This window comes from Stenotrophomonas sp. YJH_SMC_29 (genome assembly GCF_059371235.1).
This window is the reverse complement of sequence record NZ_JCAFUK010000006.1, coordinates 117,442-142,577: the sequence shown is the minus strand read 5'-3', so window position 1 is coordinate 142,577 and position 25,136 is coordinate 117,442. Positions and strand designations below refer to the sequence as shown.

Below are 25,136 nucleotides of genomic sequence, written 5' to 3'. Positions count from 1 at the left end.
CGCTTCTGCCGTATAACTGCCAATGGATATGGCAGATCAGACACCGACCGGCTTGATTGATCCGGCATTGGCGGACGCCGACTACGGCCCCATCGTGCTGGCCGGCCAGCTGCGCGTGCCCGGAAGGCGGCGCACCGCCCGCCACCAACACCGGCGCGGTCAATTGCTGGGCGCCCATCAGGGCCTGTTGCGGATCGAAGCCGGGAATCTGCAGTGGCTGCTTCCGGCCGGGCACGTTGCCTGGATACCGCCGCTGCTGCCCCATGCGCTGCTCGGGGCAGACGGGTTCGATGGCTGGAGCCTGTACGTCCGCGCCGATGCCGGCCTGGATCTGCCCCCGCTGCCCCGTATTTTCCAACCCGATGCGCTGTTGCAGGCGGCGGTGACGCGCGCACTGCGCTGGCCGCGTCAGGCACTGGACGCTGCGCAGGCACGCCTGGCCGGCGTCCTCGCCGATGAGATCCGTGCCAGCACTCCCTTGCCACTTGCCCTGCCACAACCGCGGGATCGCCGGTTGCGGCGGATCGCGGCGGCGCTGGCGCGATCGCCGGACGACCTGCGCAGTGTCGAAGCGTGGGCGGCCACCGGCGGCCTGTCCAGCCGCAGCCTCGCCCGCCGGTGGCAGGCCGAAACAGGCATGACCCTGGGCCATTGGCGGCAGCGCCTGCGCGTGCTGCTGTCGCTGCCACGCCTGCTGGCCGGCGAGCCGGTGACCCGCGTCGCGCTGTCGATGGGATACGACACCCCAAGCGCGTTCATCACCGTGTTCAAGCGCGAGATGGGTGTGACGCCCGCGCGGTACGGGGAGGGCTGACGTATCCAGCACTCCCTCTATCCTTCCTTACGACCTAAGCTGCTTGCTGATTTCGGGAGGGGAACAGATGAAGTACGACGACGCCAGCTGGCATTCCGGGGGTGACTTCCCTTCGGATCTTCCGGCTGAGGCCGGCGCCACTCACATCGGCATGTACCTGGCATGGCTGCTGCTACAGGGCATGGCAAGCGAAGAGCTCGCCGAGGACGCAGAAGAAGACCTGCAGGCGCTGCGGGAACGTAGAACGACGCCGGGCCTGTTCCTGCTTCAATGCAGCGACGGCAAATTCGTCGATGACCTGGTCAGTGATGAAGCCAACACGTTCACTGCTTCGTACTACGACCTCGAGAATGGCCAGTATGTCGAAGACTATGAGGAACAGTTGGCGGCCGAGGTCCTTTCGCTGTACCACGTCGCCGATACTTGGGAAAACTTCGACCGACTGGCACCGGTGATCGCCCAGCGCTTCGCCGCTTGGCAGGCAACACAATCCTGAAAACAACGAGGCCCGGAATGACCGGGCCTCGTTTCATATCCGCCGGGCATGGCCCGGCGCTACCTGTGGCGGTCAACCAGAGATGGCCAGGCGCTCGTTGTGGTAGCGGCGCACGGCGGCGAACCACAGCACGGCGGCCAAGCCGAGGCTGGCGCCGAGGTAGATCGCCCAGACTGCGGGGGTGATGGTCTCGTGGCGAATCACCTTCAGCAGCATCTGGTTCTGCGACAGGAACGGCACGGCGTACTGCCACAGTTCGCTCTTCAGCGGATAGGCCACCAGTGCGTAGCCGGGCAGCATCGGCAGCAGCATCAGCCAGGTCATGTGGCTCTGCGCTTCCTTCATGCTCTTGGCCGCGGCCGACAGGAAGGTCAGCAGCGAGGTGCCGATCAGCAGCATCGGCAGCATCACCAGCAGCATCTGCAGCATCGAGCCGACGTTCATGTTGAACTGGCGGCCGATGTTGCCGGGTGCGATCTGCGCGCTCACCTTGAACGCGACCAGGGTCAGCAGCAGCGACACGAAACCGACCACGCAGGCGGCGGCGATCTTGCCGCTGACGATTGCGCTGCGCGAGCCCGGCGTGGCCAGCAGGGGTTCCAGCGACTGCCGCTCGCGCTCGCCGGCGGTAGCGTCCATCACCAGGTAGGCGCCACCGATGAACGAGGTCAGTGTCAGCAGCACCGGCAGCAGCATCGACAGGATCATGCCGCGCTTGGCTTCGGCACTGGCCAGGTCCTGGCGCGCCACGTCCAGCGGGCGGGCCACCTGTGCGTCGATGCCGCGTGCCATCAGGCGCAAGGCACCGACCTGGCCGTTGTAGGTGGCCAGCGCCGCCTCCAGGCGTGCACTGGGTACTTCGGCCGCGCGACGCGTGCTGTCCTTGATCACCTCCACCAGCGCCGGCTTGCCCTCGGCCCAGTCCTTGCCGAAGTCATCGCTGATGCGCAGCGCTACATCGATGTCCTGGCTGCGGATGGCCTCGGCCAGGTCCTTCGGTGCCGGCGCGGCATTGAGGCCCTGTGCGGCGAGGAAGCGCACCAGGTTGGGTGCGTTCTCCGCACCGATGGTGGGAATCTGCAACGGCGCTTCGATCTGGGTGCGCACCCGGCTCTCGGCCAGCTTGCCCATGCCCAGCAGCAGCACCGGGTACAGCAGTGGCCCGAACAGCAGGGTCAGCAGCAGCGTGCGGCGGTCACGCGACAGGTCGCGCAGTTCCTTGCGCATCACCGTCATCAGGGTCGACATCATGCTCATGCGTGCAGGCCCTCTTCGCTGCCGATCAGTTTCACGAACGCGTCCTCAAGATTGGCTTCACCGGCCTGCGCACGCAGCTCGTCGGCGCTGCCGGCGGCCATCACCGTGCCCTTGGCGATGATCACGATGTGGTCACACAACGCGCCCACCTCCTGCATGATGTGGCTGGACAGGATCACGCAGCGCCCTTCTTCGCGCAGGCCCAGCAGGAAGCGGCGCAGCGCGCGCGTGGTCATCACATCCAGGCCGTTGGTCGGTTCATCGAGGATGACGTTGCGCGGGTCGTGCACCAGCGCGCGGGCGATCGCGGTCTTGGTGCGCTGGCCCTGCGAGAAACCATCGGTCTGGCGGTCGAGGATGTCGCCCATGTCCAGCGCGTGCGACAGCACCTCGATGCGTTCGCGGATGCGCTCGGCCGACAGGCCATGCAGCTCGCCAAAGTAGGCGATGTTCTCGCGCGCGGTCAGGCGCTTGTAGACGCCACGTGCATCGGGCAGCACGCCCAGGTGGCGACGCACCTCGACGGGATTGCGTGCCGCATCGATGCCATCGACAGTGATGCTGCCCTGGTCGGGCGTCATCAGCGTGTAGAGCATGCGCATGGTGGTGGTCTTGCCGGCACCGTTGGGGCCGAGCAGGCCGGTGATCTGTCCGTCGCCGGCGCGGAAGCCAACGTTGGAGACCGCCTGGATGCGGCCCGTGCGGGTATCGAAGGCCTTGTGCAGGCTGTCGGCGACGATCATGGTTCCCATCCGTTGAACGAGGTGAACGCCGGCACGTAGCTCAGCGTGTCCAGGCAGCCGGCATCCAGCGCCTTGGCATCGGTCGTGTCGATGAACTGGCCGAGCAGGCGCGGCATGCAGCCGGCGGCCAGGGTGCCATGGCCCTGGCCACGGGCGACCAGCGCACGGCCGTTGGGCAGGCCCTTGAGTACCTGCGCGGCGTAGCGCGGCGGCGTCACCGGATCCAGCTCACCGGACAGCAACAGCGCCGGCACGTTGCTGCGCAGTGGCACCGCATCGGTCGCCGGCGCCGGCCGGTGTGGCCACACCGGGCAGGCGGCGAAGAAGGTGCTGGCCACCTCGTTGCCGAACAGCCGCGCGGGATCCTCGGCCGGCGCGTGATAGCGCGGTGCATCCTCGCTGCAGATCACCGACCACTGCATGCCGCGGTTGATCTGGAAATCCATGCTGCGGTTCGCACCGCGGGCCAACGACGCCAGCGGCGCGTAGCGGCCATGAGCGGCCTCATCCAGCACCAGCGGCAACAGCGAGGAATACTGCGGCACGTACGAGAAGGCGAAGGCCAGGCCGACCACACTGTCCGGCGTCAGGACATCCTGCCGCGGTGCGTTGGTACCCGGGTCGCGATACTCGACCGGAACCGGCGCACGGCGCAGGGTGTCGACCACGCTGCGCAGCTGCGCGCGGGTATCGGTCGGGAAACGCTTGCTGCAGGCGGCGTCCTTGCGGCACTGCGCCGACTGCAGGGCGATCGCATCCTCGAACGTGGTCGCGAAGTCACCGCCGACCACCAGTTCGTTCGGTATCACGCCATCGATGACGATGCTGCGCGTGTGCTGCGGGTAGGCACCGGCGTAGCGCTGGGCCACGCGGGTGCCGTAGGAACCGCCGACCAGGTTGACCTTGTCCACGCCGAGCGCCGCCCGCACCGCATCCAGGTCGGCGATGGCTTCGGTGGTGGTATAGAAGCGCGCGTCGGCGCGCCCCTGCAGCGACGCGGCGCAGCGTTGGGCGTAGTCGCGCAGCGAGGCCTCCGAAGACGCGTCATCTTCGCCCATCGGCAGCTCCTTGCCGTCCGCGCCCAGGCAGCTGAGCGGGTTCGATCCGCCGGTGCCGCGCTGGTCGATCAGGAACACGTCACGCTGCTTGCGTACCTGGCGCAGCGCGGTGTCGACGACGACGGCCACTTCGCTGGCCGCCTGGCCAGGGCCACCGGCGAGGAAGAACACCGGATCGGGCTGGCTGGAACCGCTGCTGCCCGATTCCAGCCAGGCGATGCGCAGGTCGATGCGGCGGGCCTCAGGCCGGGCCCGGTCTTCCGGCACCTGCAGGGTGGCGCACTGCGCTTCCACGTTGGCGCTGGCGCCGACGGTGGACAGCGTGCAGGGCTGGAAGTCGATCGTGCCGAAGCGGCGGCTGGGTGCATCGCTGGCGCTGCCGGCGTCGGCCGCCGGCGACGGGCTGCACCCGGCAAGCAACAGGCTGGCCAGCATTCCGGCCAGCGCGAGGTGGTGTCTTTGCATCGTGCTCGTTTCCCCTGGAGGACGTTCCTGTCGACCACGACGGGCTGCCGCGGAAGATGTGACTCAACTTACACGGGCAGCGCGCCGGGGGCGATGGGCAATGGCGAATCGGCCGCCGGCGGCGCGCAGACCAGGCGGTCCCGCCCTTCGGCCTTGGCCCGGTACAGGGCGGCATCGGCAGCGGCCAGCAACGTCGACAGATCGCCCTGCCCCGCGTCCATCGCCAGGCCGACGCTGGCGGTGACCCACACCGGCCCGTCGGCCAGCAGCGCCGGCCGCTGCTGCAGTCGCGCGCGGATCGCCGCCGCCCGTTCCATGGCTTCGCCGCGCGTGCCTCCAGCCAGCACCAGCACGAATTCTTCGCCACCGTAACGGCCGAGCAGGTGCTCATGGCCCTGCACGCAGTGCTGCAGTGTCGCCGCGAAATGGCGCAGCACCTGGTCGCCGGCCAGATGGCCCCAGCGATCATTGATCTTCTTGAAGTGGTCCACGTCGACCAGCAGCAATGCCAGCGGCCGGCGCTGGCGGCGCAGCTTCTGCAGTTGCGCCTGGCCATCGGCCAGCACTGCGCTGCGGTTGAGCAGGCCGGTCAGGCCGTCGGTGCGGGCCGCGCGGCGCAGGTCCACCAGCATGCGCTCGACCAGCAGCAGTACCATCGCGAAGCAACGCGCCAGTTCCAGCATCACCCCCGCGATATAGGTGGCGAACATCGGCGAGCCGGTCCGCATGATGTCCTCACCGGCATCGGGCGCCACCGGCAGGAACAGGCGAACCGCGTACAACGCAGCCTCTGCCAGGAATACGGCAGCGGCCAGGCGGCAGCTGGTGCGCTGCTGTGGCGGTGCATGCCGCAGCAGCAACGCGGCGATCCAGCCGTCGACCATCAGTGCGAACACGCTGAACACCAGCAGCCGCATGCCCAGGTCCGGCCACGGCACCAGGAAGGCGAAGATGCAGGCCATGAACGCGGTCGCCATCAGCAGCGGCCACCACAGCGGCAACGGCCGTTGCAGATGCAGGGCCATGCCGCGCAGCATCATCAACCCGCAGCCGGCCATCGCCGCATTGCCGGCCAGCACCGCCGGCACCAGCGGCAGGTAGGGCCGCAGCGCCAGCAGGGTCACCCCCAGGGTCAACAGCCACAGGCTGATGGTCCACTGCCGCAGCACCGGTTGCCCGCGCAGTACGACCAGCAGCAGCGAGAAGCCCACCGCAATGCCGATGCAGAGCAGGAAGCCAAGCACGGTGATGGTGGGGAAATCCAGGGACATGCGGCACTCGTCGGCCGGGGCGGCGCGCGCATCTTAGCGCCTTGCCGCGCGATCCCTGCCGCCCGCTCCGGCCCGACGGCGATGCGGGGTCTGAAAACGGCGAGCACGAGGGCCGGCGCTTGCGCACTATCCGCTGGAAACCCAAGGAGACACCCATGCACACGTGGTACCTCGGTGGCATCGACCACCGCCCGTTCCTGCACCTGTTCGAATTGAGCGACAGCGCGCTCGCCGCGCTCGGCATCCAGCGCCGCTGGGCGGGCGACAGCGGCGGCCATCCCTGCCGGGTCAGCCTGAGCGATCCGCCGCCGGGCAGCGAACTGCTCCTGCTGCCCCACGTCCACCTGCCGCTGCACTCGCCGTATCGCGCCTCCGGCCCGATCTTCGTGCAGCGCGGCGTGACCCGCTGCGTGCTGCCACCGGGCGAAGTGCCCCCGTACGTGCAGCGCCGGATGATCTCGGTGCGCGCCTATGACCACGCCGCGCTGATGCGCGGTGCCGAGGTCTGCGCGGGCAGCGACGTTGCCGACCGGCTGGATGCGCTGTTTGCCGACCCCGCAGTGGCCTTTGTCCAGTTGCACAACGCCGCGCATGGCTGCTTCTCGTGCCAGGCGGATCGGGTGGACAGGCAAACCACGCCGGGCGACCTCCATGACGTGATCGATGCCACGCCGGTCACGTGACGTCCAGCGCATCCGTTCAGCCCGGCGTGAAGCCTGCGGGAAGGGCTTCACATGCGCAGTCACGGATCGGCACTGCGCGGGTTCCGTCGCCCGCATCACGACTCGAAACTCGCCGTGGTGCCGCCGAAAGCCCGCAACGCCGTGCAGCTCCTGCGGTCACCGTCCCCTTTCGACGACCACAAGGATGCGCCATGTCATTCCGATCCACACCGCTGCTGCTGACCACCGCGTTCGCGGCTGCGGGCCTGTGCCTGGCCGGCAACGCGTTCGCCCACGGCACCATGACCACGCCGGTCAGCCGCGTCTATGCCTGCTTCCAGGGCAATCCCGAGAACCCGACCAATCCGGCCTGCGCCGCCGCCAAGGCGATTGGCGGTTCGCAGGCGTTCTACGACTGGAACGGCATCAACCAGGCCAACGCCAACGGCAACCACCAGGCCGTGGTACCCGACGGCAAGCTGTGCAGCGGCAACAACCCGACCTTCCGCGGCCTGGACGTGAACCGCAGTGACTGGCCGACCACGCCGATCCAGCCCGATGCCAATGGGAAGTTCACCTTCGTGTTCAAGGCGACCGCACCGCACGCCACCCGTGACTGGCGCTTCTTCGTCACCCGCGAAGGCTGGCAGCCGGGCAGCCCGCTGCGCTGGGCCGACCTGCAGGAGTTCTGCACGCTGGGCAACACGCCGCTGTCGGCCGATGGCACCTACAAGCTGCAGTGCACGTTGCCGCAGCGCAGCGGCCAGCATGTGATCTACAACACCTGGCAGCGCTCGGATTCGACCGAGGCGTTCTACACCTGCATGGACGTGCGCTTCGAGGGCGGTGCTGGGGGGACGACACCGGCACCGCAGTGGCAGGATGCCGGCCCGGTCACCGCGCGCGGCGAGCTGCCGGTGGGAACCACCCTGGCGTTGCGCGTGTTCAATGCCGGCGGCAACGATGTCGAACGCGTGGAGGTCACGCTGGCCAGTGGCCAGACCACGGCGGCGCAGTGGCCGTTGGCGCTGGCGCGCAAGGTCAATGCCAGCGCGCAGCATGCACGCGTCGGCGTGCTCAGCAATGGCGTGATCACGCCGGCAGCCTCGGCGACCGACAACCGCGTGTACCTGAAGGACGGCAACCGCTTCCAGCTCGATACCCGCGTGCCGGACCCGGGCACGCCGTCGCCCGGCGGTGACTTCGACCACGTGTACCCGGCGGGCATCGGCAGCTATGTGCCGGGCCAGACCGTGGTGAAGGGCAGCGACGGCAAGCTGTATGCCTGCCGCCCGTTCCCGGAGGGCGCGTGGTGCAACGTCAATGCCGAGGCGTACCGGCCGGGCGTGGGCGCGGCCTGGCGCGATGCCTGGATCGCTTACTGAGAACACGCGCAGGGAACGGTGGTCGAGCACCGTTCCCTGCAAAGCGTGAGGCAAGCCAGCGGGTGAGTGTGAAGCCGCTCCCAGGCGACGCCATCCGCGTCGCCTTTCAAAGTAATCCGATGGATACGGGCAGTGCGCATGCCGAGACTTCGCGGGGTTCCACCACCCACAGGAGATCTGCATGCATCTGTCCCATCGGACGTTTTTCGCGCTGTCTGCGCTTGCCGGCATCGTCGCCTCCGGCAGCGCGTTCGCCCACGGCACCCTGTCCAAACCCTCCAGCCGCGTCTACGCCTGTTACCAGGGGAATCCTGAAAACCCGACCCATCCGGCCTGCGCCGCCGCCAAGGCGATCGGTGGTGCGCAACCGTTCTACGACTGGGCCGGGATCAACCAGGCCGAGGCCGATGGCAACCACCAGGCCGTCGTGCCGGATGGCGAGCTGTGCAGCGGTGGCAACAGCAAGTACCGCGGCCTGGACCTGAACCGCAGCGATTGGCAGACTTCGCCGATCCGCGCCGACGCACGTGGCCGCTACACATTCGAGTTCAAGGCACCGGCACCGCACGCCACCCGCGACTGGACGTTCTACGTCACCCGCGAGGGCTGGCAGCCGGGCAGCCCGCTGCGCTGGGCCGATCTGGAGGCGTTCTGCACGCTGGGCAACGTGCCGCTTTCGGGCGATGTCTACAAGTTGGACTGCCCACTGCCCAAGCGCAGCGGCCAGCACGTGATCTACAACACGTGGCAGCGCTCCGATTCGAAGGAAGCGTTCTATACCTGTGCCGACGTACGTTTTGAGGGGGGTGACATCACCCCGCCACCGGAGTGGGAAGACGCGGGGGCCATCACCGCGCGGGGGGAACTGGAGACCGGTACCACCCTGACCCTGCGCGTGTTCAACGCCAGCGGCAATGACCTGGAAAGCCCGAAGATCACCCTTGCCACCGGGCAGACCTCCGCCACGCAATGGCCGCTGGCGCTGGGCCGCAAGGTCAATGCTTCGGCCCAGCATGCCCGGGTGGGTGTACTGAACAACGGCATCATCACCCCCATCGCCTCGGCCACCGGGAACCGCGTCTACCTGAAGCCGGGCCATCGCTTCCAGCTCGACACGGCGTTGCCGGATCCGGTCGATCCGCCGCCGGGTGACTACGACTTCGTGTATCCGGAAGGTATCGGCAGCTATAAGCCCGGCGAAACCGTGGTCAAGGGCTCGGACGGCAAGCTCTACGCCTGCCGCCCGTTCCCGGAGGGCGCCTGGTGCAATGTCAACGCCGAAGCCTACCGTCCGGGTACCGGCTCTGCCTGGCGCGATGCCTGGATCGAGTACTGAAGCCAGGGCACCGGGGGCGGCGTAGGGTCGCCTCCGGTTTCCAGGGTTGCCGGGCAGTGCGATTGCCGGCCAGCGGCCGGCACTGCCCGGGGTTCATGCGATTGCCGGCCAGCGGCCGGCACTACCGGGGTTCGTGCGGTTGCCGGCCAGCGGCCGGCACGACCGGGGCTTACTTGCTGCTGACGTACTTCTCGCGGCGGATCTGCGGGTTGCCCAGGCCGGCGGCCTTCAGCAGCTCGGCGCAGGCATCGACCATGTCCGGGTTGCCGCACAGGTAGGCGATGTCGGTGGCCGGGTCCGGCGTGAAGCCGGCCAGCCCCTGCTGCACGTAGCCATGCTGCACATCTGGGTGCGGGTTGGCCGGCAGTTCGCGCGACAGGCACGGAACATAGCGGAAGTTCGGGTGCTTTTCGGCGAAGCTGTAGAAATCTTCGCTGTACAGCAGCTCGCCCGGGCTGCGCGCGCCCTGCAGCAGCACGATCTTCACACCGCGTTCGGCCATGGCCTTTTCCAGCAGCGGCAGCATCGAGCGGTAGGGGGTGACGCCCGTACCGGTAGCGATCAGCAGGTAGCGGCCGTTGTGGTCGCCGGGGTGCAGGCAGAACCGCCCGTACGGGCCCGACGCGTTGATCCGGCTGCCGTGCTCCAGCGCCTCGAACAGCGCCGTGGCAGCGCCACCGGGCACGAAACTGACCGCGATGTCGACCGCCTCGCCCGGGCCCAGCGCGTGGTCGTGGATGGTCGCCAGCGAGTAGCTGCGCTTGGTTTCGGTGCCGTCTGCGTAGCTGAAATGGACCTGGATGAACTGGCCGGGCTGGAAATCCAGCGGCTGTCCATCATCACGCACGAACTGGTAGTGGCCGACGGTCGGGGCCAGCATGCGGCGGCCGACCAGCTTGAGGGGGAATTGAACAGGCACGACTTTTCGGGACAGTGTGTAGCCGGGGCAAGCCCTCGGGGTCTTCTATAATAGCCCCTCCCCGCCCCTCTCCAGCGCCAGCCCATGGGCGCGAAGGCTTCGAGCTTGGCATCCCAGAACGATACGGCGCCCGCCCTGCGCGTGCGCGACCTGCGCAAGACCTACGACAACGGCACCCAGGCCCTGAAGGGCGTTTCCCTGGAAGTGGCCCCGGGCGACTTCTTCGCCCTGCTTGGCCCCAACGGGGCCGGCAAGTCGACCCTGATCGGCATCATCAGCTCCCTGGTCAACCTCAGCGAAGGCAAGGTGGAGGTGTTCGGCAGCGACCTGGTGGTCAACCGCAGCGCCACCATGCGCCTGATCGGGCTGGTGCCGCAGGAAATCAACTTCAACCTGTTCGAGAAGCCCTTCGACATCCTGGTGAACTACGCCGGTTTCTACGGCGTGCCCCGCGAGGAGGCCGAGCAGCGCGCCGAAGAGGAACTCAAGCGCGCACACCTGTGGGAAAAAGCACAGGTGATGAGCCGCACGCTGTCCGGCGGCATGAAGCGCCGGCTGATGATCGCCCGCGCGATGATGACCCGCCCGCGCCTGCTGATCCTGGACGAACCGACCGCCGGCGTGGACATCGAGATCCGCCGCGACATGTGGCGCGTGCTGAAGGAGATCAATGCCGCAGGCACCACGATCATCCTTACCACGCACTACCTGGAAGAAGCCGAGTACCTGTGCCGCCACCTGGCGATCATCAACCACGGCCAGATCGTCGAGCAGGGGCCGATGCGCACCCTGCTGGCCAAGCTGGATGTGGAAGGCTTCCTGCTGGACATCGACGGCGACCTGCCGGCGCAGCTGCCGGTGATCGAAGGCGCGACGCTGACCGCGCCGGACCCGCACACCCTGGACATCGACATGCCGCGTGCGATGGACCTCAACCGCGTGTTCGCCACGCTCAACGCGTCCGGCATCCGCGTGCGCTCGATGCGTACCAAGAGCAACCGCCTGGAGGAGCTGTTCGTGCGCCTCACCGGCAACCTGGAGAAGCCTGCATGAGCACCACCGAGCTGACCGACGGCCAGCGCAACCGCATCGCACTGATGACCATCGTGCGCCGAGAAGTCGCCCGCATCATGCGCATCTGGGGCCAGACCCTGGTGCCGCCGGCGATCACCATGACCCTGTACTTCCTGATCTTCGGCAACCTGATCGGGTCGCGCGTGGGTGACATGGGCGGCTACACCTACATGCAGTTCATCGTGCCGGGCCTGGTGATGATGAGCGTGATCCAGAACAGCTACGGCAACATCAGTTCCTCGTTCTTCGGTGCCAAGTTCGGCCGCCACGTCGAGGAACTGCTGGTCAGCCCGATGCCGAACTGGGTGATCCTGTGGGGCTACGTGGCCGGTGCCGTGCTGCGCGGCCTGATGGTGGGCGTGATCGTGCTGATCATCGCGATGTTCTTCACACCGGTGCGCATCCCGCACCCGCTGGTGACGCTGACCACGGTGCTGCTGGGCGCGACGATCTTCTCGCTGGCCGGCTTCATCAACGCGGTGTACGCCAAGAAGTTCGATGACGTGGCGATCGTGCCGACCTTCATCCTGACCCCGCTGACCTACCTGGGCGGCGTGTTCTATTCGGTGAAGCTGCTGCCGGGCTGGGCCGAAGCGGCCACGCACGCGAACCCGATCTTCTACATGGTCAATGCGTTCCGCTATGGCCTGCTGGGCAGCAGCGACGTGCCGGTGACGGTGGCGTATGCACTCATGGTCGGTTTCGTGGTGGTACTGACCCTGGTGGCGCTGTGGCTGCTGCGCCGTGGCGTGGGCATGCGCAGTTGAGACCTGCGTGGTAGTGCCGGCCGCTGGCCGGCGACACTGGATCCACGCCATGCGTGGATGAAGCGTTCCCTGTAGAGCCAAGCCGATGCTTGGCTCTTTTCGTTTCGGATTACGGCTAGGCTGTGGCGATGAAGATCACTTCCATTCCGTTGGACGAGGCCGTATCGGATGGCCCCATCGATGCCTTCAGCCATGCGTTGCTGGGCGATTCACCCACGCTGGATGAGGTGCTGGAATACCTGGCCTCGCGGCACGCGGCTGATCCCCGGTATCGCTACCTGTGCACGCTCGATGATGCCGGCCAGTGCCGCTACACCAGCATGCACGCGTCAGACGACGCGCGCATCGCGCTCTACGAGGACGAAGACCCGGCAACCCCCGACGATGCGTTGGCGGCACGCGGGCGGTTGCTTGCGCATGTGGTCGCGCAACTCGAGCATTCCTCTCATCGGCTGGAATGGGGCGCACTGGCGGGCACGCTGATGTGCAATGACGCAGACATCGAGGCATTGGTCGCGGCCAATGCCGCACCGGACCTCATCGTCGACGAGGTGGTCTGCGTGCAACAGGTGCCCGTGGATCGTGACGACCTGCTGATCGCCGCCCTGCCCAACGGCTACTTCAGCGCGGACTGGAGCATCTTCCAGAACCACGCCCTGATCCGGCACCTGCAAAAGCACTACGAATACCACCTGTTCGGACTCGGCGCATCGTGGCTGGGCTTCCAGCGCGACAGCGCGCCTTCGCCTGCGGAAGCGGATGCTCTGGTCGCGGACCTGCAGCGCGTCTACGCTGCCGGAACGCACGACACCTGGTCACAACTGGCTGCAACGCTGACCTCCCGCACCACGCTTCTATTGGGATACACCGAAGGCTTCAGCGAACAGCTGCCCTGAGCGCGGCTCTACACCCGCTCGCGCAGCGAGCGACCCCGCTTCCGCTCCTGATCTGTTTTCCGTGGTGGCCGCACCCGGCCAACCCCACTGAACCGTGCTTTCCGCGAACCACCACGAGGGGCACCGCCGTTGGCCGCAATCTCCGGCACAATCGCAGTTCTGATTCCCCCAGAACACGGTGAACGTGCAATGCGCATCCTGATCCTCGGCGCCGGCGGTACCGGCGGATACTTCGGTGGTCGCCTGGCCCAGGCCGGCGTCGATGTCACCTTCCTGGTGCGCCCGGCACGCGCCGCACAGCTGGACCGCGACGGCCTGGTCATCCGCAGCCCGCTGGGCGATGCCCGCTTCCCGGTGCAGCACGTCACCGCCGATGCGCTGCCCGCGCTCGCTGCGGAGACGCCGTTCGATCTGGTCATCCTCAGCTGCAAGGCCTACGACCTGGACAGCTCCATTGACGCCATTGCCCCGGCCGTTGGCGCGGGCACCACGGTGCTGCCGATCCTCAATGGCCTGCATCACTACCACGCGCTGGACGCGCGCTTCGGCCGTGAGGCCGTGCTCGGCGGCCTGTGCTTCATCAGCGCCACCAAGGCACCCGATGGCGCGGTGCTGCACCTGGGCAAGCCGGCCAAGCTGACGTTCGGCGAGCGTGATGGCGGTGCGGTTTCCGCGCGCGTGCGCGCCTTCGCTGCGGTCTGCGCGAAGGCCAACCTGGACCACGTGGCCAGCGACCGCATCGGCCAGGAACAGTGGATCAAGTACACCTTCCTGACCGCGCTGGCGGCGGCAACCTGCCTGCTGCGTGCCGACATCGGCACCATCGTTGCCACCGATGATGGCCAGGCCATCGTGCGCGGCCTGTACGACGAATGCCTGGCCGTTGCCGAAGCCGCCGGCGAACCGATTCCCGAGGCCGCGCAGGACACCGCGCGCGGCACCCTGACCCAGGCCGGCTCGGCACTGAAGGCATCGATGCTGCGTGACCTGGAAGCGGGCCAGCAGGTGGAGGCCGAGCAGATCGTCGGCGACATGCTGGCGCGTGCGCGCAAGGCCGACCAGGAAGCGCTGCTGCTGCAGGTGGCCTACAGCAGCCTGCAGGCCTACCAGGCGTTGCGCGGCGCGTGAGCCTCAGCCCGCAGGCGAGCGCGCTGCCGGGACGGGTGCTGATCCTCGGCCTGGGCTGGAGCGGACGCGTGCTGGCCGCGCAGCTGCAGGCGCGCGGCGTGCAGGTTGCCGGGACAGTACGTGATCCGGCAGCGTCGCCCGACGATGGCCTGCGTCGGTACCCGTTGCAGGCCGGTACCCCGCCTGCGCCCGGCCTGCTCGAGGAGATCGCGCGCGCCGAGGCCGTACTGTGCAGCGTACCGGCCGATGCCGAGGGTGACCCGGCGCTGCGCATGCTGCTGCCGGCGCTGCACGCCAGCCCGGCCTTGCGCTGGGTCGGCTATCTGTCATCGACCTCGGTGTATGCCGACCGTGCCGGCGGCTGGATCGACGAATCCAGCGTGGCGGACGCCACTGAAGCCGTCGGCGTGCAGCGCCGGCTCGCGGAAGCCCAGTGGCGTGCGCTGGCCGAGCAACGCGGCATTGCCTCTGCGGTACTGCGCCTGCCCGGCCTTTACGGACCGGGTCGCAATGCGCTGCTGCAGCTGGCGCAGGGGCGTGCACGCCACGTGGTGCGCCCTGGCCTGGTGTTCAACCGCCTGCACGTGCAGGATCTGGCCGCGGTGATCATCGCGGCGATGCAGCGACCGGTAGCGCAGGGGATGTACCTGCCCAGCGATGACGAGCCGGCACCGCCGCAGGACGTGCTGGCCTTCGCCGCGCAGCTGGGGGGATTTGCGATGCCACCCGCCGTGGCCTTGGATGACCCGGCGCTGAGCCCGGCCCTGCGGCGCTTCTACCAGAGCAGCAAGCGCATCAACAGTCGCGGCACGCGTGCCGCGCTGGGGTGGCAGCCGCGATTCCCCAGCTACCGTGAGGGCCTGCGCGACCTGCTCCGGTAGTGCCGGCCGCTGGCCGGCAATCAGGATGTGCTGCCGGCCAGCGGCCGGCACTACCATCAAGCCGCGTCGGGCAGGCGGAAGAACGCACGCGTGGCGGCAGTGGCATTGGCCGCAGTCACGGCCACGTCCTCGCCCCGGTCACGGGCCAGTTCTTCCACGATGTGCGAGAGGAACATCGGTTCATTGCGGCGGTCCTTCGGCATCGGCTTCAGCGTGCGCGGCAGCAGGTACGGCGCATCGGTCTCGATCATCAGGCGGTTGGCCGGGATGTTCTTCACCAGTTCGCGCAGGTGCGCGCCACGGCGCTCGTCACACAGCCAACCAGTGATGCCGATGTACCAGTCCTGGTCCAGGTAGTCGAACAGCTCATCGCGTTCGCCGGTGAAGCAATGCACCACCGCCGGGCCGATGCGGCCTTCGAAGTTCTTCATCTGTGCCATGAAATCGGCGTGTGCATCGCGCTGGTGCAGGAACAGGGGCTTGCCGTTGTCTGCCGCCAGCTGCAGCTGGCGCTCGAAGGCACGGTGCTGGGCCGGGCGCGGCGAGAAGTCACGGAAGTAGTCCAGCCCGCACTCGCCCACCGCCACCACTTCGGGGTGGGCATGCAGCGCGCGCATTTCAGCATCGCATTCCTCGGTGTATTCCACCGCGTGGTGCGGGTGCACGCCGGCGGTGGCGTACAGGAAGCCCGGGTGCTGCTGCGCCAGCTGCAGGGCCAGCGGCGAGTGCTCGCGGCTGGCGCCGGTGATGACCATCTGCACCACGCCGGCCTGGCGCGCGCGGTCCAGCACGGCATCGCGGTCGCGGTCGAAGGAGTCGTGGGTCAGGTTGGCGCCGATATCGATCAGGTGCATGGGGGGCTACTGGGCAGTATTCGTGCACATTGTAGCCCCCGCCTCGGCGGTGATCGGCGGGTCAATGCGTGTGGCGCTCCCAGCGCTCCGGCAAGTTGAGCGCAGCGCAGGGCTCGCACACCAGGTCGCCATTTCGTTGGCGGATGAACCGCATCCCCGCGTCGGGGCGTGCTGCGCAGGACTGGCGCGATCCACCTCCGACCAACAGCCGGAAGCCGTCTGGATTGTGGCACACGGTCAAGGTATTGAAGGTCGGCCCCATCCTGCTGCGCGCGAACTGGGCGAAGAAGATAAAAGCCTGGTCGCCGGAGAGTTCCAGCGAAGGAAAGTCCGGCGAACGCAGAATGCCCTGTTCATAGGCACGCCGGATCGACAGTTCGTCGCTCATGCCCTGCGGCAGGTAGCGCTGCTGAACGTCCGCACCCAGCAGGCGCGCCATCGGGTGGGCTGTGTCGGACGGCGCGGCGCTGGCACTGTTGCACGTAGGCAGCAGCAGGAGTGAGGCAAGCAGGAGGCTGGGACGCATGGGCAGGCCGGAGGCAGGGCGCGTTACCAGAGCACCCCGACCTTGCGGGGTCAAGCCACGTCGGCGCCGGGACGTTTATCCTTGGAACATGAAACCGCCTGTTTTCCCGATCTCCACGCTGATTCCGCAGGTCCTGGACGTACTTCGACAGCACTCTCGATTGGTGCTGGAAGCGCCACCTGGCGCCGGCAAGACCACCCAGGTGCCACTGGCGCTGCTCGATGCACCGTGGCTGCAGGGGCGGAAGATCATCCTGCTGGAGCCGCGCCGGGTCGCCGCACGCAGCGCCGCGCTGTTCATGGCGCGACAGCTCGGCGAGGACGTCGGCGCCACGGTCGGCTACCGCATCCGCTTCGAGAACAGGATCTCGTCACGCACGCGCATCGAAGTCGTCACCGAAGGCATCCTGACCCGCATGCTGCAGGACGACCCGATGCTGGAAGAGGTCGGTGCGATCCTGTTCGACGAATTCCACGAGCGCCACCTCAGTGGCGACCTCGGGCTGGCGCTGGCGCTGGACGTGCAGGCGCAGCTGCGTGACGACCTGCGCCTGGTGGTGATGTCGGCCACGCTGGACGGCGAGCGGCTGGCACGCTTCCTCGATGCACCGCGGTTGAGCAGCGAGGGCCGCAGTTATCCGGTGGCGATCAGCCACTTCCCGGCGCGCCGCGATGAAACCCTGGAACTGCAGGTGCGCCGCGCCGTGCAGCAGGCCCTGGCCGAGCATCCGGGTGACCTGCTGGTGTTCCTGCCCGGCCAGCGCGAGATCGCGCGCGTGCAAGCGGGCCTGCAGGAATCGCTGGATGCCGGCGTGGAGGTGCTGGCCCTGCACGGTGAACTGCCGGTGGAACAGCAGGCGCGCGTACTGCAGGCGGCCAGCGATGGGCGCCGCCGCGTGGTGCTGGCCACCAACGTCGCCGAGTCGTCGGTGACGCTGCCCGGCGTGCGCGTGGTGATCGACAGCGGCCAGGCGCGCGAGCCGCGCTACGACCCCAATAGCGGTTTCACCCGGCTGGACGTGGTAGCCATCGCACAGGCCTCGGCGGACCAGCGCGCGGGCCGTGCCGGCCGCGTGGCCGAAGGCGTGGCCTGGCGGTTGTGGCCGCAGTCGCAGCGGCTGGAGCCGCAACGCCGCGCCGAGATCGACCAGGTGGAACTGGCCGGACTGGCGCTGGAACTGGCCGCCTGGGGCAGCACTGACCTGCGCTTCCTCGATCCGCCACCTGCCGGCCCGATGGGCGCGGCGCGCGAACTGCTGCAGCGGCTGGGCGCGCTGTCCAGCAGTGGCGCGATCACCGCACTCGGCCGGCGCGTGCTGGCGCTGGGCACGCATCCACGGATGGCGGCAATGCTGCTGGCAGCGCCCGATGCACGTGCGCAGGCCCTGGCCGCCGATCTGGCCGCCCTGCTGGAAGCGCGCGACCCGCTGCGCCAGGGCGGTGACGCGCTGGCGGCCCGCTGGCGCGCACTGGCCGCGTTCCGTAACGGCCGCGCGCCGGTGGACGCCAATCGCAGCGGGCTGGCCGCCATCGATGCTGCCGCCAAGCAGTGGCGACGACGCCTGCGCTGCGAGACCGCGCCGCCGTCCAGCATCGAAGCGCACGAACTCGGTGACCTGCTCGCACACGCTTTTCCCGACCGGATCGGTTTCCAGCATCCCAGCGATCCCCTGCGCTACCTGCTGGCCAATGGTCGCAGCGCGCGCCTGCACGAGCTGAGTGACCTGCGTGGTGAACCGTGGCTGGTGGCCAGCGAACTGCGCTTCGAAGCGCGCGATGCGCTGCTGCTGCGTGCCGCCCCGGTGGATGAGGGCCGGCTGCGCAACGCGTGGCCGGAACGCTTCGTCACTGAAGACGTGGTGCGCTGGGACAGTGAACGCCGCGCCCTGGTGGCGCTGCGCGAGACCCGTTTCGACCGCATCGTGCTCGACAGCCGCTCCGCCGGCCGGGTCGATCCGCAGCATGCCGCGCAGGCGCTGACCGATGCGGTGGCCGAACTCGGCCTGCAGGCCCTGCCGTGGACCGAAGGCCTGCGCCAGTGGCAGGCCCGTGTCGAATCGCTTCGACGCTGGATGCCGGAACTGGATCTACCCGACTGCAGCGACGCGGCCCTGCTGGCCAACCGCGCACAGTGGCTGCAGCCCGCATTTGCCGGCAAGAGCCGCCTGGATGCGCTGGACGAGTCCAGTTTCGGCGAGGCGCTGAAGTCGCCGTTGGAGTGGTCACAACGGCAGCTGATCGAGCGTCATGCACCCACGCGCATCACCGTGCCGTCCGGACTGGAGCGGCCGATCACCTATGCGCTGGACAGCGAGCGCGGCGATCCGCTGCCGCCGGTGCTGGCGGTGAAGCTGCAGGAACTGTTCGGTCTGGCCGATACGCCGCGCATCGCCGATGGCCGCGTGCCGCTGACCCTGCACCTGCTCTCTCCCGGCGGCCGCCCGCTGCAGGTCACCCAGGATCTGCGCAATTTCTGGGAGAACACCTACGCCGAAGTAAAAAAGGAAATGAAGGGCCGCTACCCGCGCCATCCGTGGCCGGATGATCCGTGGACGGCCACGGCCACGCACCGGGCCAAGCCGCGCGGGACCTGATTGGTAGTGCCGGCCGCTGGCCGGCAGCTCCGTGGCACCAGGTGGAGCGCATTGCCGGCCGGCGGCCGGCACTCCCGCCAGCGGACCCTGCCTGATCCTGAATGGCTACGCTGAAGTCACACCGCCTGCGTCCCCGACTGACATACCGTTTACGGGCAACACGCGACACTGGACTTCGACCCGAGGCAAAGGACCCCCGCATGAGCAAGCTGACCGTGATCACCGACCGCGCTCTGGAGCGCGCCCTGGACCTGGCCCATAGTGCCGGCGACGGCCTGAAGAGCGCCGGTGGCAGCCTGCGCCATCTTGGCCCGCAGGCCAGTGACTGGATCAAGACCGGCGCGGCGCTGGGCGCCGTCAAGACCGGTGGCAAGGTCGCCACCAAGTTCGCCCGCCGCAACCCGGCTGTGACCATCGCCGCCGCCGCAGTGGGCGTCGGCCTGCTCGGCTATGCGCTGTACCGCAAGCAGCAGAAGAAGAAGGCCGCCAACGGCCACGTGGTGAATGGGCAGGCGCAGCGGATCAGCGCGCGTGACCGCCGCAACGATACCGTGGTGGACGAGCACAGCGATATCGGCAGCGACGCGTGAATCCACCGGGGTCGGATCCCTTCCGCAGGAAGGGCTCTGACCCAGGGCAGCGCATGAGGGCCGGACGCCGCAAGGCCTCCGGCCCTTTCTGTCTCAACCGATCTGCCGCCACTGTCCGGGCTGCAGGTCGTCCAGCCGGTAGGGTCCCATCGACACCCGCACCAGCCGCAGTGTCGGCAGGTTCACCGCCGCCGTCATCCGCCGCACCTGGCGGTTGCGCCCCTCGCGGATCGTGATCGCCAGCCAGCTGTCAGGCACGGTCTTGCGGAAGCGTACCGGCGGATCGCGCGTCCACAACGCGGGGGCCGGATCAAGGCGTTCGATCTTCGCCGGCAGGGTCGGCCCGTCATTCAGTTCCACCCCGTCGCGCAACCGTTGCAACTGCTCGTCACCGGGCGTGCCTTCCACCTGCACCCAGTAGGTCTTGTCGGCCTTGTGCCGGGGGTCGGTGAGCTTGTGCGCCAGGGTGCCGTTGTCGGTCAGCAGCAGCAGGCCCTCGCTGTCATGGTCCAGGCGGCCGGCGGCATACACGCGCGGCGGCAGGCCGAACCCGGCCAGGGTCGGCCGTGGCGGCACACTGCGGTCGGTGAACTGGCAGAGCACGTTGAAGGGCTTGTTGAAGGCGATCAGCATTGCGGGCACGGCAGGCGGCGGGTGCAAGCATTGTCCCATGCCGCGCTGCCCGCTCGCCGAGCGCGGCCCGGCGCTACCGGGCATCACGCCCGCCGAAGCTGCGACGCGATCAACCGAAGACCTTCCACTCCAGCAGGAAAGAGCCCAGCACCAGTGCGATGCCGCACGCCGCGATGACATTGGCCCGGCGCCGCAGGCGAACCGGCGGCGGATTCATGGCCCGCGCGCGCTCCTCCAGCAGCGCACCGGCAAACAGCACGACAAACCCCACCGTCGCCACCAGGTCGTAGGCATGGCCACCGTAGAACACGAAATCAATCAGCCGCGCCAACACCAGCACTGCAACAGCGATATAGAACACCTTCTTCAACTGTCCACTCCATTGGCAGCAGGGCCGGGCCACGCCCGGCGGATACACCTTACGTCCATTGTGACGCCGCAGCGCTCACCGGGCGCAGCCCGGCGCCGCACTTACGGCTTGATGAAGCGCAGGGTCATGCGGTCGCTTTCGCCGATCGCCTGGTACTTCGCATCATCTGCCTTGTCGTGCTGGTTGGTCGGCGGCAACGTCCACACGCCGTTCGGGTGGTCCTTGGTGTCACGCGGGTTGGCGTTGACCTCGCTGCGCGCGTCCAGTTTGAAGCCGGCGGCTTCGGCCATTGCGATCACCTGCTGCTGGCCGACATAGCCGGTGTCATCGTCGTCGGCCACGTCGGCCTTGGCGCGATGCTCGACCACGCCCAGCACGCCGCCCGGCTTGAGCACGTTGAAGAAGCCCTGGAACATGCCCTGCGCCTGGCCAGCCTTGCGCCAGTTGTGCACGTTGCGGAAGGTCAGCACCACATCGGCTGAATTGGCCGGGCCGAACACCGGCTTGGCCGGATCATAGGCCACCACGGCAGTCTTGCCGAACTGTGCCGGCGCGCCGGCGTACTTCTTTTCCAGGCTGTCGCGGCTGCGCTGCTGGTAGTCACGGCCGCGACCCTCGGGCACCGCCATCGGATCGACCACGGCAGCCACGTAGCGGCCCTTGTCCTGCAGCAGCGGCGCCAGGATCTCCGAATACCAGCCGTTGCCAGGCGTGATCTCGATGACGGTCTTCTCCGGCGTCACCTTGAAGAACGACAGCGTCTGCGCCGGGTGGCGGAAGCCGTCGCGCTTGACGTTGTTGGCATCACGGGTGGGTGCCTTCACCGCCGCGTCGATGGCCGGTGACACCTGGATCTTCGCCGGCGCCACCGTGGCCGGTGCGGCGAACGCAGGAACAGCGGCAATCAGGGCCGAAGCAAGCAGCAGGCGGCAACCACGCAGGGACGAAACAGGCATCATCGGAGCGACTCCAGCGGAAGATGCGGCGAGACTAGCAGCCGCGGCGCACCAGGTGTTCACAAAACGTTAGCTGCGCGCCTGACGCGGAACACTGTTTTGTGGTTGCCGCCGCAGCACGGTCACACAACGCGTTCTATTCTGGAGCACTTCCCCCAAGGAGTCCGTGCCCATGACGGCAACCCGCGAACTGGGCCGTTCCGGCCTGCATGTACGTCCGCTCGCCTTCGGTGGCAACGTGTTTGGCTGGAGCGCCGACGAGAAGGCCAGCTTCGCCCTGCTCGATGCCTTCGTTGACGCCGGTTTCAATCTGGTCGACACCGCCGATGTGTACTCGGCCTGGGTGCCGGGCAATGCCGGCGGCGAATCGGAAACACTGATCGGCAAGTGGTTTGCCCGCAGCGGCAAGCGCGACAAGGTGGTGCTGGCGACCAAGGTGGCCAAGTGGGCCGAGCGCCCTGGCCTGACCCCTGACAACATCAATGCGGCGGTCGAGGATTCGCTGCGCCGGCTGCAGACCGATGTGATCGATCTGTACCAGGCCCACGAGGATGACGAGGCGACGCCGCTGGAAGCGACCCTGGCCGCGTTCGGCCGGCTGATCGAAGCCGGCAAGGTGCGCGCCATCGGTGCGTCCAACTACAGCGCCACGCGCTTGGCCGATGCCCTGAAGGTGTCCACCGACTACAAGTTGCCGCGTTACGAAACGCTGCAGCCGGAGTACAACCTGTATGACCGTGCCGGCTACGAAAAGGAGCTGGAACCCCTGGTGCAGCGCGAACAGATCGGCGTGATCGGCTACTACGCCCTGGCCAGCGGCTTCCTCAGCGGCAAGTACCGCACGCCGGCCGATGCAGCCAAGAGCCCGGCACGTGGCGAGACCGTGGTGAAGCGCTACCTGAACCCGCGCGGCCTGCGCATCCTGCAGGCGCTGGACGACGTGGCCAGCAAGCACAGCGCAAGCGCTGCACAGATCGCACTGGCATGGCAGATCGCGCGGCCGTCGGTCACCGCACCGATCGTCAGCGCCACCAGTGTCGAGCAGCTGCACGACCTGCTGGCAGCGGCCAACCTGTCGCTGAGCGTGCAGGACATCGCGCAACTTGACGCCGCCAGCGCCGAAGCATGAGACCCGGTGGTGCCGGCCGCTGGCCGGCATGACACGGTCAGGTGGTGCCGGCCGCTGGCCGGCATGACACAGTCAGGTAGTGCCGGTCGCTGGCCGGCATGACACAGTCAGGTAGTGCCGGTCGCTGGCCGGCATCGCGCGGTAAAGAAGAAAATAATTGAACAAAATGGTTGCGCGCGACTAAATCGTGGTTTATCGTGCGCACCTCGTTTCAACAACCACTGGAAACTTCCCTTGAACGCGCATTCCGTCGCCATCGCCAAACTGCTGCCATGCCTGCGCATGGACGTGCTGGCGCGCGCGTTCGGCAGGGAAGCCCAGCTGACAACGGCCTGATACCCGCCCTGCGGAGATCGGCCACCCCGATCTCCGAGGCCTGACGACGCCCTCGGAACGCAAGTCCCGGGGGCGTTTTCGTTTGCGTCGGCACAAGGACCCGCGATGCCAGAACTGCACCCCGCGCGGCAACCCGCCGCTCACTGACCCAGGATTTTCCCCGCCCCGCAGAAGGATTTACTTCGCGCGAGTGGCGACGCCTGGACATTATCTGCATCGCTCCCAAACATTATCGCTCGCGATAATGTCGGTGGGCTGCACCCTCGATTCTCCAACGGTCCCGTTTCCACCACGGGCTGGTGCGCGCGGCGTTGCCGTGGCGTATGCCGGAGGTCGCGGACATGCCATCGCCTGGATCGCCTGCTGGAGGCAGGCACCGGTTCGCCGGTACGCGGTTCGATTCCGCGCGGTCCCCAACTGGATAGCTCAGTAGGGTAGAGCAACGGATCCTGATTCCGTCTGTCGTGGGTTCGATTCCCACTCCAAACCACATGACCTGTCACGTCATGACCTGAAGCAACACCCGGGGCGCAAGCCCCAGCGGCCATCGTCGCCGTCCACCGCCATCGCCTTCGGGCGGGGCGTGGACGGCAACGGACCGCACGCCGGGCCCCGGCCCGCCGCCACTGCCAGCCACGTTCCGCCCCGGTGCTGCCTGCCGGGAACGACGATGGCAGCACTGCCGGTGCACCGAAGGCTCCGCGCGCGGACCGTCCGCCGATGGCCGCCCTCTTCCGCTGCCTGCACGTGGTGTGCAGGCGGCCGCGCCACGACCTGATCGACCCGGGTCATGGCGATTCATCCGCAACGGGTCGAACCACCAGAGCCATACAAGGAGAGACTCCCATGTTCTGGACCATCAAGGTCGTGATCGGCGACGGCGAGCGCGGCCTGGTGTATCGCAACCGTCGTTTCCAGCAGATCCTGCTGCCGGGCGTGCACCGCCTGTCGCTGTTCGGCGGCCGCCCGCAGGTAGACGTCCACACCGCATCGAAGGGCGCGGCCTACACCGGCAGCGACCAGGACAGCCTGATCGAAGCGCTGGGCGCACAGCTGGACACCCACTTCGTGCTGGCCAATGTCGGCGCCACCGAGGTCGGCCTGGTGCTGCGCAATGGCCGCATCGATGAAGTCCTGCCGCCGGGCAGCCGTCGCCTGTACTGGCGCGGTTCGGTCGACACCCAGGTGCGCGTGATGGCGCTGGGTGACGAGCCGCGCATTCCGGTGGACGTGCAGCAGCGCCTGGGCCAGCTGGGCGTGCTGCCGCGTGTGGCGGTGATCAGCACCGTGCCGAGCGAGTCGGTGGGCCTGCTGTTCATCGATGGCACGCTGCGGCAGACGCTGGACGCCGGCCTGCACGCGTTCTGGAACTTCAACGGCAACGTGTCGGTGGAGCGCGTGGAACTGCGTGCACGTTCGCTGGACGTGTCCGGCCAGGAGCTGCTCAGCCGTGACAAGGTGACCCTGCGGGTGAACCTGGCCGCGACCGTGCAGGTGGTCGACCCGGTGCGTGCACACCGCACGCTCAGCAATGCCGATGAGTTCGTCTACCGGCAGCTGCAGTTCGGCCTGCGCCAGGCGATTGCCGCGCGCAGCCTGGACGAGCTGCTGGGCGACAAGGCAGCACTGGACGGTGAGATCGCCGCCCATGTGCAGGCGGCGATCGAGGGCCACGGCGTGCGCTTGCTCGGCGTCGGCATCAAGGACGTGATCCTGCCGGGCGAGATGAAGGAGATCCTCAACGGCGTGGTGCTGGCCGAGAAGCAGGCCCAGGCCAGCGTGATCCGTCGCCGCGAGGAGGCCAACGCCACGCGTTCGCAGCTCAACACCGCAAAGCTGATCGAGGACAACCCGGTGCTGATGCGCTTGAAGGAGCTGGAGGCACTGGAGAAGGTCACCGAGAAGATCGACACGCTCACCGTGTTCGGCGGCCTGGATGGCGTGCTGAAGCAGCTGGTGACGATCAGGTAGGGGGTCGCGGCAGCGCAGGGACGCGC

At 67.9% G+C, this 25,136-nt stretch carries 24 protein-coding genes and 1 tRNA gene; 15 read left to right on the top strand and 10 right to left on the bottom strand.

Features of this window, described 5'->3' with window-relative positions; genetic code table 11:
* Window positions 1-28: 28 nt before the first annotated feature.
* A complete protein-coding gene (locus AC5P9I_RS08940; protein ID WP_049465238.1) occupies window positions 29-814 on the top strand; it encodes an AraC family transcriptional regulator in 786 nt (261 codons plus the stop codon).
* Between the two features lie 67 nt (window positions 815-881).
* Complete coding sequence (locus AC5P9I_RS08935) at window positions 882-1,310, top strand: DUF7832 domain-containing protein (protein ID WP_049465236.1); 429 nt, start codon at window positions 882-884, stop codon at window positions 1,308-1,310.
* Window positions 1,311-1,382: 72 nt separating this feature from the next.
* Here AC5P9I_RS08935 and AC5P9I_RS08930 read toward each other — a convergent pair whose 3' ends face one another.
* The 4 genes from AC5P9I_RS08930 to AC5P9I_RS08915 form a co-directional block, all read right to left on the bottom strand.
* Window positions 1,383-2,567 carry an ABC transporter permease gene (locus tag AC5P9I_RS08930; RefSeq protein ID WP_049465234.1) on the bottom strand — a complete coding sequence of 395 codons (1,185 nt, stop codon included), beginning with the start codon at window positions 2,565-2,567 and terminating at the stop codon, window positions 1,383-1,385.
* Complete coding sequence (locus tag AC5P9I_RS08925; protein WP_049465232.1) at window positions 2,564-3,310, bottom strand: ABC transporter ATP-binding protein; 747 nt, start codon at window positions 3,308-3,310, stop codon at window positions 2,564-2,566. The genes AC5P9I_RS08930 and AC5P9I_RS08925 overlap by 4 nt, the downstream gene beginning before the upstream one ends.
* Window positions 3,307-4,833 (bottom strand): alpha/beta fold hydrolase, encoded by a 1,527-nt coding sequence (locus AC5P9I_RS08920; RefSeq protein ID WP_049465230.1) that lies wholly within the window; start codon window positions 4,831-4,833, stop codon window positions 3,307-3,309. The genes AC5P9I_RS08925 and AC5P9I_RS08920 overlap by 4 nt, the downstream gene beginning before the upstream one ends.
* 68 nt (window positions 4,834-4,901) lie before the next feature.
* Complete coding sequence (locus tag AC5P9I_RS08915; RefSeq protein ID WP_049465228.1) at window positions 4,902-6,104, bottom strand: GGDEF domain-containing protein; 1,203 nt, start codon at window positions 6,102-6,104, stop codon at window positions 4,902-4,904.
* Window positions 6,105-6,259: 155 nt separating this feature from the next.
* On the opposite strand from AC5P9I_RS08915, the gene AC5P9I_RS08910 reads away from it, so the two are divergent.
* The 3 genes from AC5P9I_RS08910 to AC5P9I_RS08900 all read left to right on the top strand — a co-directional run bounded on the left by AC5P9I_RS08910 (window position 6,260) and on the right by AC5P9I_RS08900 (window position 9,487).
* Window positions 6,260-6,787 (top strand): DUF1203 domain-containing protein, encoded by a 528-nt coding sequence (locus AC5P9I_RS08910; RefSeq protein ID WP_049465226.1) that lies wholly within the window; start codon window positions 6,260-6,262, stop codon window positions 6,785-6,787.
* A 191-nt stretch (window positions 6,788-6,978) separates the two neighbouring features.
* Complete coding sequence (locus AC5P9I_RS08905) at window positions 6,979-8,151, top strand: lytic polysaccharide monooxygenase auxiliary activity family 9 protein (RefSeq protein ID WP_049465224.1); 1,173 nt, start codon at window positions 6,979-6,981, stop codon at window positions 8,149-8,151.
* Between the two features lie 181 nt (window positions 8,152-8,332).
* Window positions 8,333-9,487, top strand: a complete 1,155-nt coding sequence (locus AC5P9I_RS08900; protein WP_049465222.1) for a lytic polysaccharide monooxygenase — start codon at window positions 8,333-8,335, stop codon at window positions 9,485-9,487.
* A 169-nt stretch (window positions 9,488-9,656) separates the two neighbouring features.
* On the opposite strand, the gene AC5P9I_RS08895 is transcribed toward AC5P9I_RS08900, so the two are convergent.
* Complete coding sequence (locus AC5P9I_RS08895; RefSeq protein ID WP_130768286.1) at window positions 9,657-10,406, bottom strand: ferredoxin--NADP reductase; 750 nt, start codon at window positions 10,404-10,406, stop codon at window positions 9,657-9,659.
* Between the two features lie 84 nt (window positions 10,407-10,490).
* Between AC5P9I_RS08895 and AC5P9I_RS08890 the strand changes: the two genes are divergently transcribed.
* From AC5P9I_RS08890 to AC5P9I_RS08870, 5 genes are all read left to right on the top strand, one after another.
* The gene (locus tag AC5P9I_RS08890; RefSeq protein WP_049470794.1) at window positions 10,491-11,459 is read left to right on the top strand and encodes an ABC transporter ATP-binding protein; all 969 of its coding nucleotides are present in this window, start codon (window positions 10,491-10,493) and stop codon (window positions 11,457-11,459) included.
* Entirely contained in the window at window positions 11,456-12,247 is a 792-nt protein-coding gene (locus tag AC5P9I_RS08885; protein WP_049459865.1) for an ABC transporter permease, read from the top strand. Before AC5P9I_RS08890 ends, AC5P9I_RS08885 begins: the two co-directional genes overlap by 4 nt.
* Before the next feature lie 128 nt (window positions 12,248-12,375).
* Window positions 12,376-13,143 (top strand): hypothetical protein, encoded by a 768-nt coding sequence (locus tag AC5P9I_RS08880; RefSeq protein WP_049470791.1) that lies wholly within the window; start codon window positions 12,376-12,378, stop codon window positions 13,141-13,143.
* Window positions 13,144-13,332: 189 nt separating this feature from the next.
* Window positions 13,333-14,271 carry a 2-dehydropantoate 2-reductase gene (panE, locus tag AC5P9I_RS08875; RefSeq protein ID WP_049470788.1) on the top strand — a complete coding sequence of 313 codons (939 nt, stop codon included), beginning with the start codon at window positions 13,333-13,335 and terminating at the stop codon, window positions 14,269-14,271.
* The gene (locus tag AC5P9I_RS08870) at window positions 14,268-15,152 is read left to right on the top strand and encodes an NAD-dependent epimerase/dehydratase family protein (RefSeq protein ID WP_049470785.1); all 885 of its coding nucleotides are present in this window, start codon (window positions 14,268-14,270) and stop codon (window positions 15,150-15,152) included. Before panE ends, AC5P9I_RS08870 begins: the two co-directional genes overlap by 4 nt.
* Window positions 15,153-15,208: 56 nt before the next feature.
* Here AC5P9I_RS08870 and AC5P9I_RS08865 read toward each other — a convergent pair whose 3' ends face one another.
* Together AC5P9I_RS08865 and AC5P9I_RS08860 are read right to left on the bottom strand one after the other, a co-directional pair.
* A complete protein-coding gene (locus AC5P9I_RS08865) occupies window positions 15,209-16,006 on the bottom strand; it encodes a TatD family hydrolase (RefSeq protein WP_049470782.1) in 798 nt (265 codons plus the stop codon).
* Window positions 16,007-16,067: 61 nt separating this feature from the next.
* Window positions 16,068-16,445 (bottom strand): hypothetical protein, encoded by a 378-nt coding sequence (locus tag AC5P9I_RS08860; protein ID WP_130768288.1) that lies wholly within the window; start codon window positions 16,443-16,445, stop codon window positions 16,068-16,070.
* A 175-nt stretch (window positions 16,446-16,620) separates the two neighbouring features.
* Between AC5P9I_RS08860 and hrpB the strand changes: the two genes are divergently transcribed.
* Window positions 16,621-19,125, top strand: a complete 2,505-nt coding sequence (gene hrpB, locus AC5P9I_RS08855; RefSeq protein WP_049470779.1) for an ATP-dependent helicase HrpB — start codon at window positions 16,621-16,623, stop codon at window positions 19,123-19,125.
* Window positions 19,126-19,325: 200 nt separating this feature from the next.
* Entirely contained in the window at window positions 19,326-19,715 is a 390-nt protein-coding gene (locus tag AC5P9I_RS08850; RefSeq protein WP_049459858.1) for a hypothetical protein, read from the top strand.
* Between the two features lie 93 nt (window positions 19,716-19,808).
* Here AC5P9I_RS08850 and AC5P9I_RS08845 read toward each other — a convergent pair whose 3' ends face one another.
* From AC5P9I_RS08845 to AC5P9I_RS08835, 3 genes are all read right to left on the bottom strand, one after another.
* Entirely contained in the window at window positions 19,809-20,348 is a 540-nt protein-coding gene (locus AC5P9I_RS08845; RefSeq protein WP_049470775.1) for a pseudouridine synthase, read from the bottom strand.
* 109 nt (window positions 20,349-20,457) lie between these two features.
* A complete protein-coding gene (locus AC5P9I_RS08840) occupies window positions 20,458-20,709 on the bottom strand; it encodes a hypothetical protein (protein WP_223224768.1) in 252 nt (83 codons plus the stop codon).
* Window positions 20,710-20,819: 110 nt separating this feature from the next.
* Window positions 20,820-21,677 (bottom strand): class I SAM-dependent methyltransferase, encoded by an 858-nt coding sequence (locus AC5P9I_RS08835; protein ID WP_049470771.1) that lies wholly within the window; start codon window positions 21,675-21,677, stop codon window positions 20,820-20,822.
* 169 nt (window positions 21,678-21,846) lie between these two features.
* On the opposite strand from AC5P9I_RS08835, the gene AC5P9I_RS08830 reads away from it, so the two are divergent.
* From AC5P9I_RS08830 to AC5P9I_RS08820, 3 genes are all read left to right on the top strand, one after another.
* Entirely contained in the window at window positions 21,847-22,803 is a 957-nt protein-coding gene (locus AC5P9I_RS08830; RefSeq protein WP_049470769.1) for an aldo/keto reductase, read from the top strand.
* 753 nt (window positions 22,804-23,556) lie between these two features.
* Window positions 23,557-23,629, top strand: a tRNA-Gln gene (locus AC5P9I_RS08825).
* A gap of 356 nt (window positions 23,630-23,985) precedes the next feature.
* On the top strand, window positions 23,986-25,110 hold the full coding sequence (locus tag AC5P9I_RS08820) for a slipin family protein (protein ID WP_049470767.1): 1,125 nt from the start codon (window positions 23,986-23,988) through the stop codon (window positions 25,108-25,110).
* The last annotated feature ends 26 nt before the right edge of the window (window positions 25,111-25,136 follow it).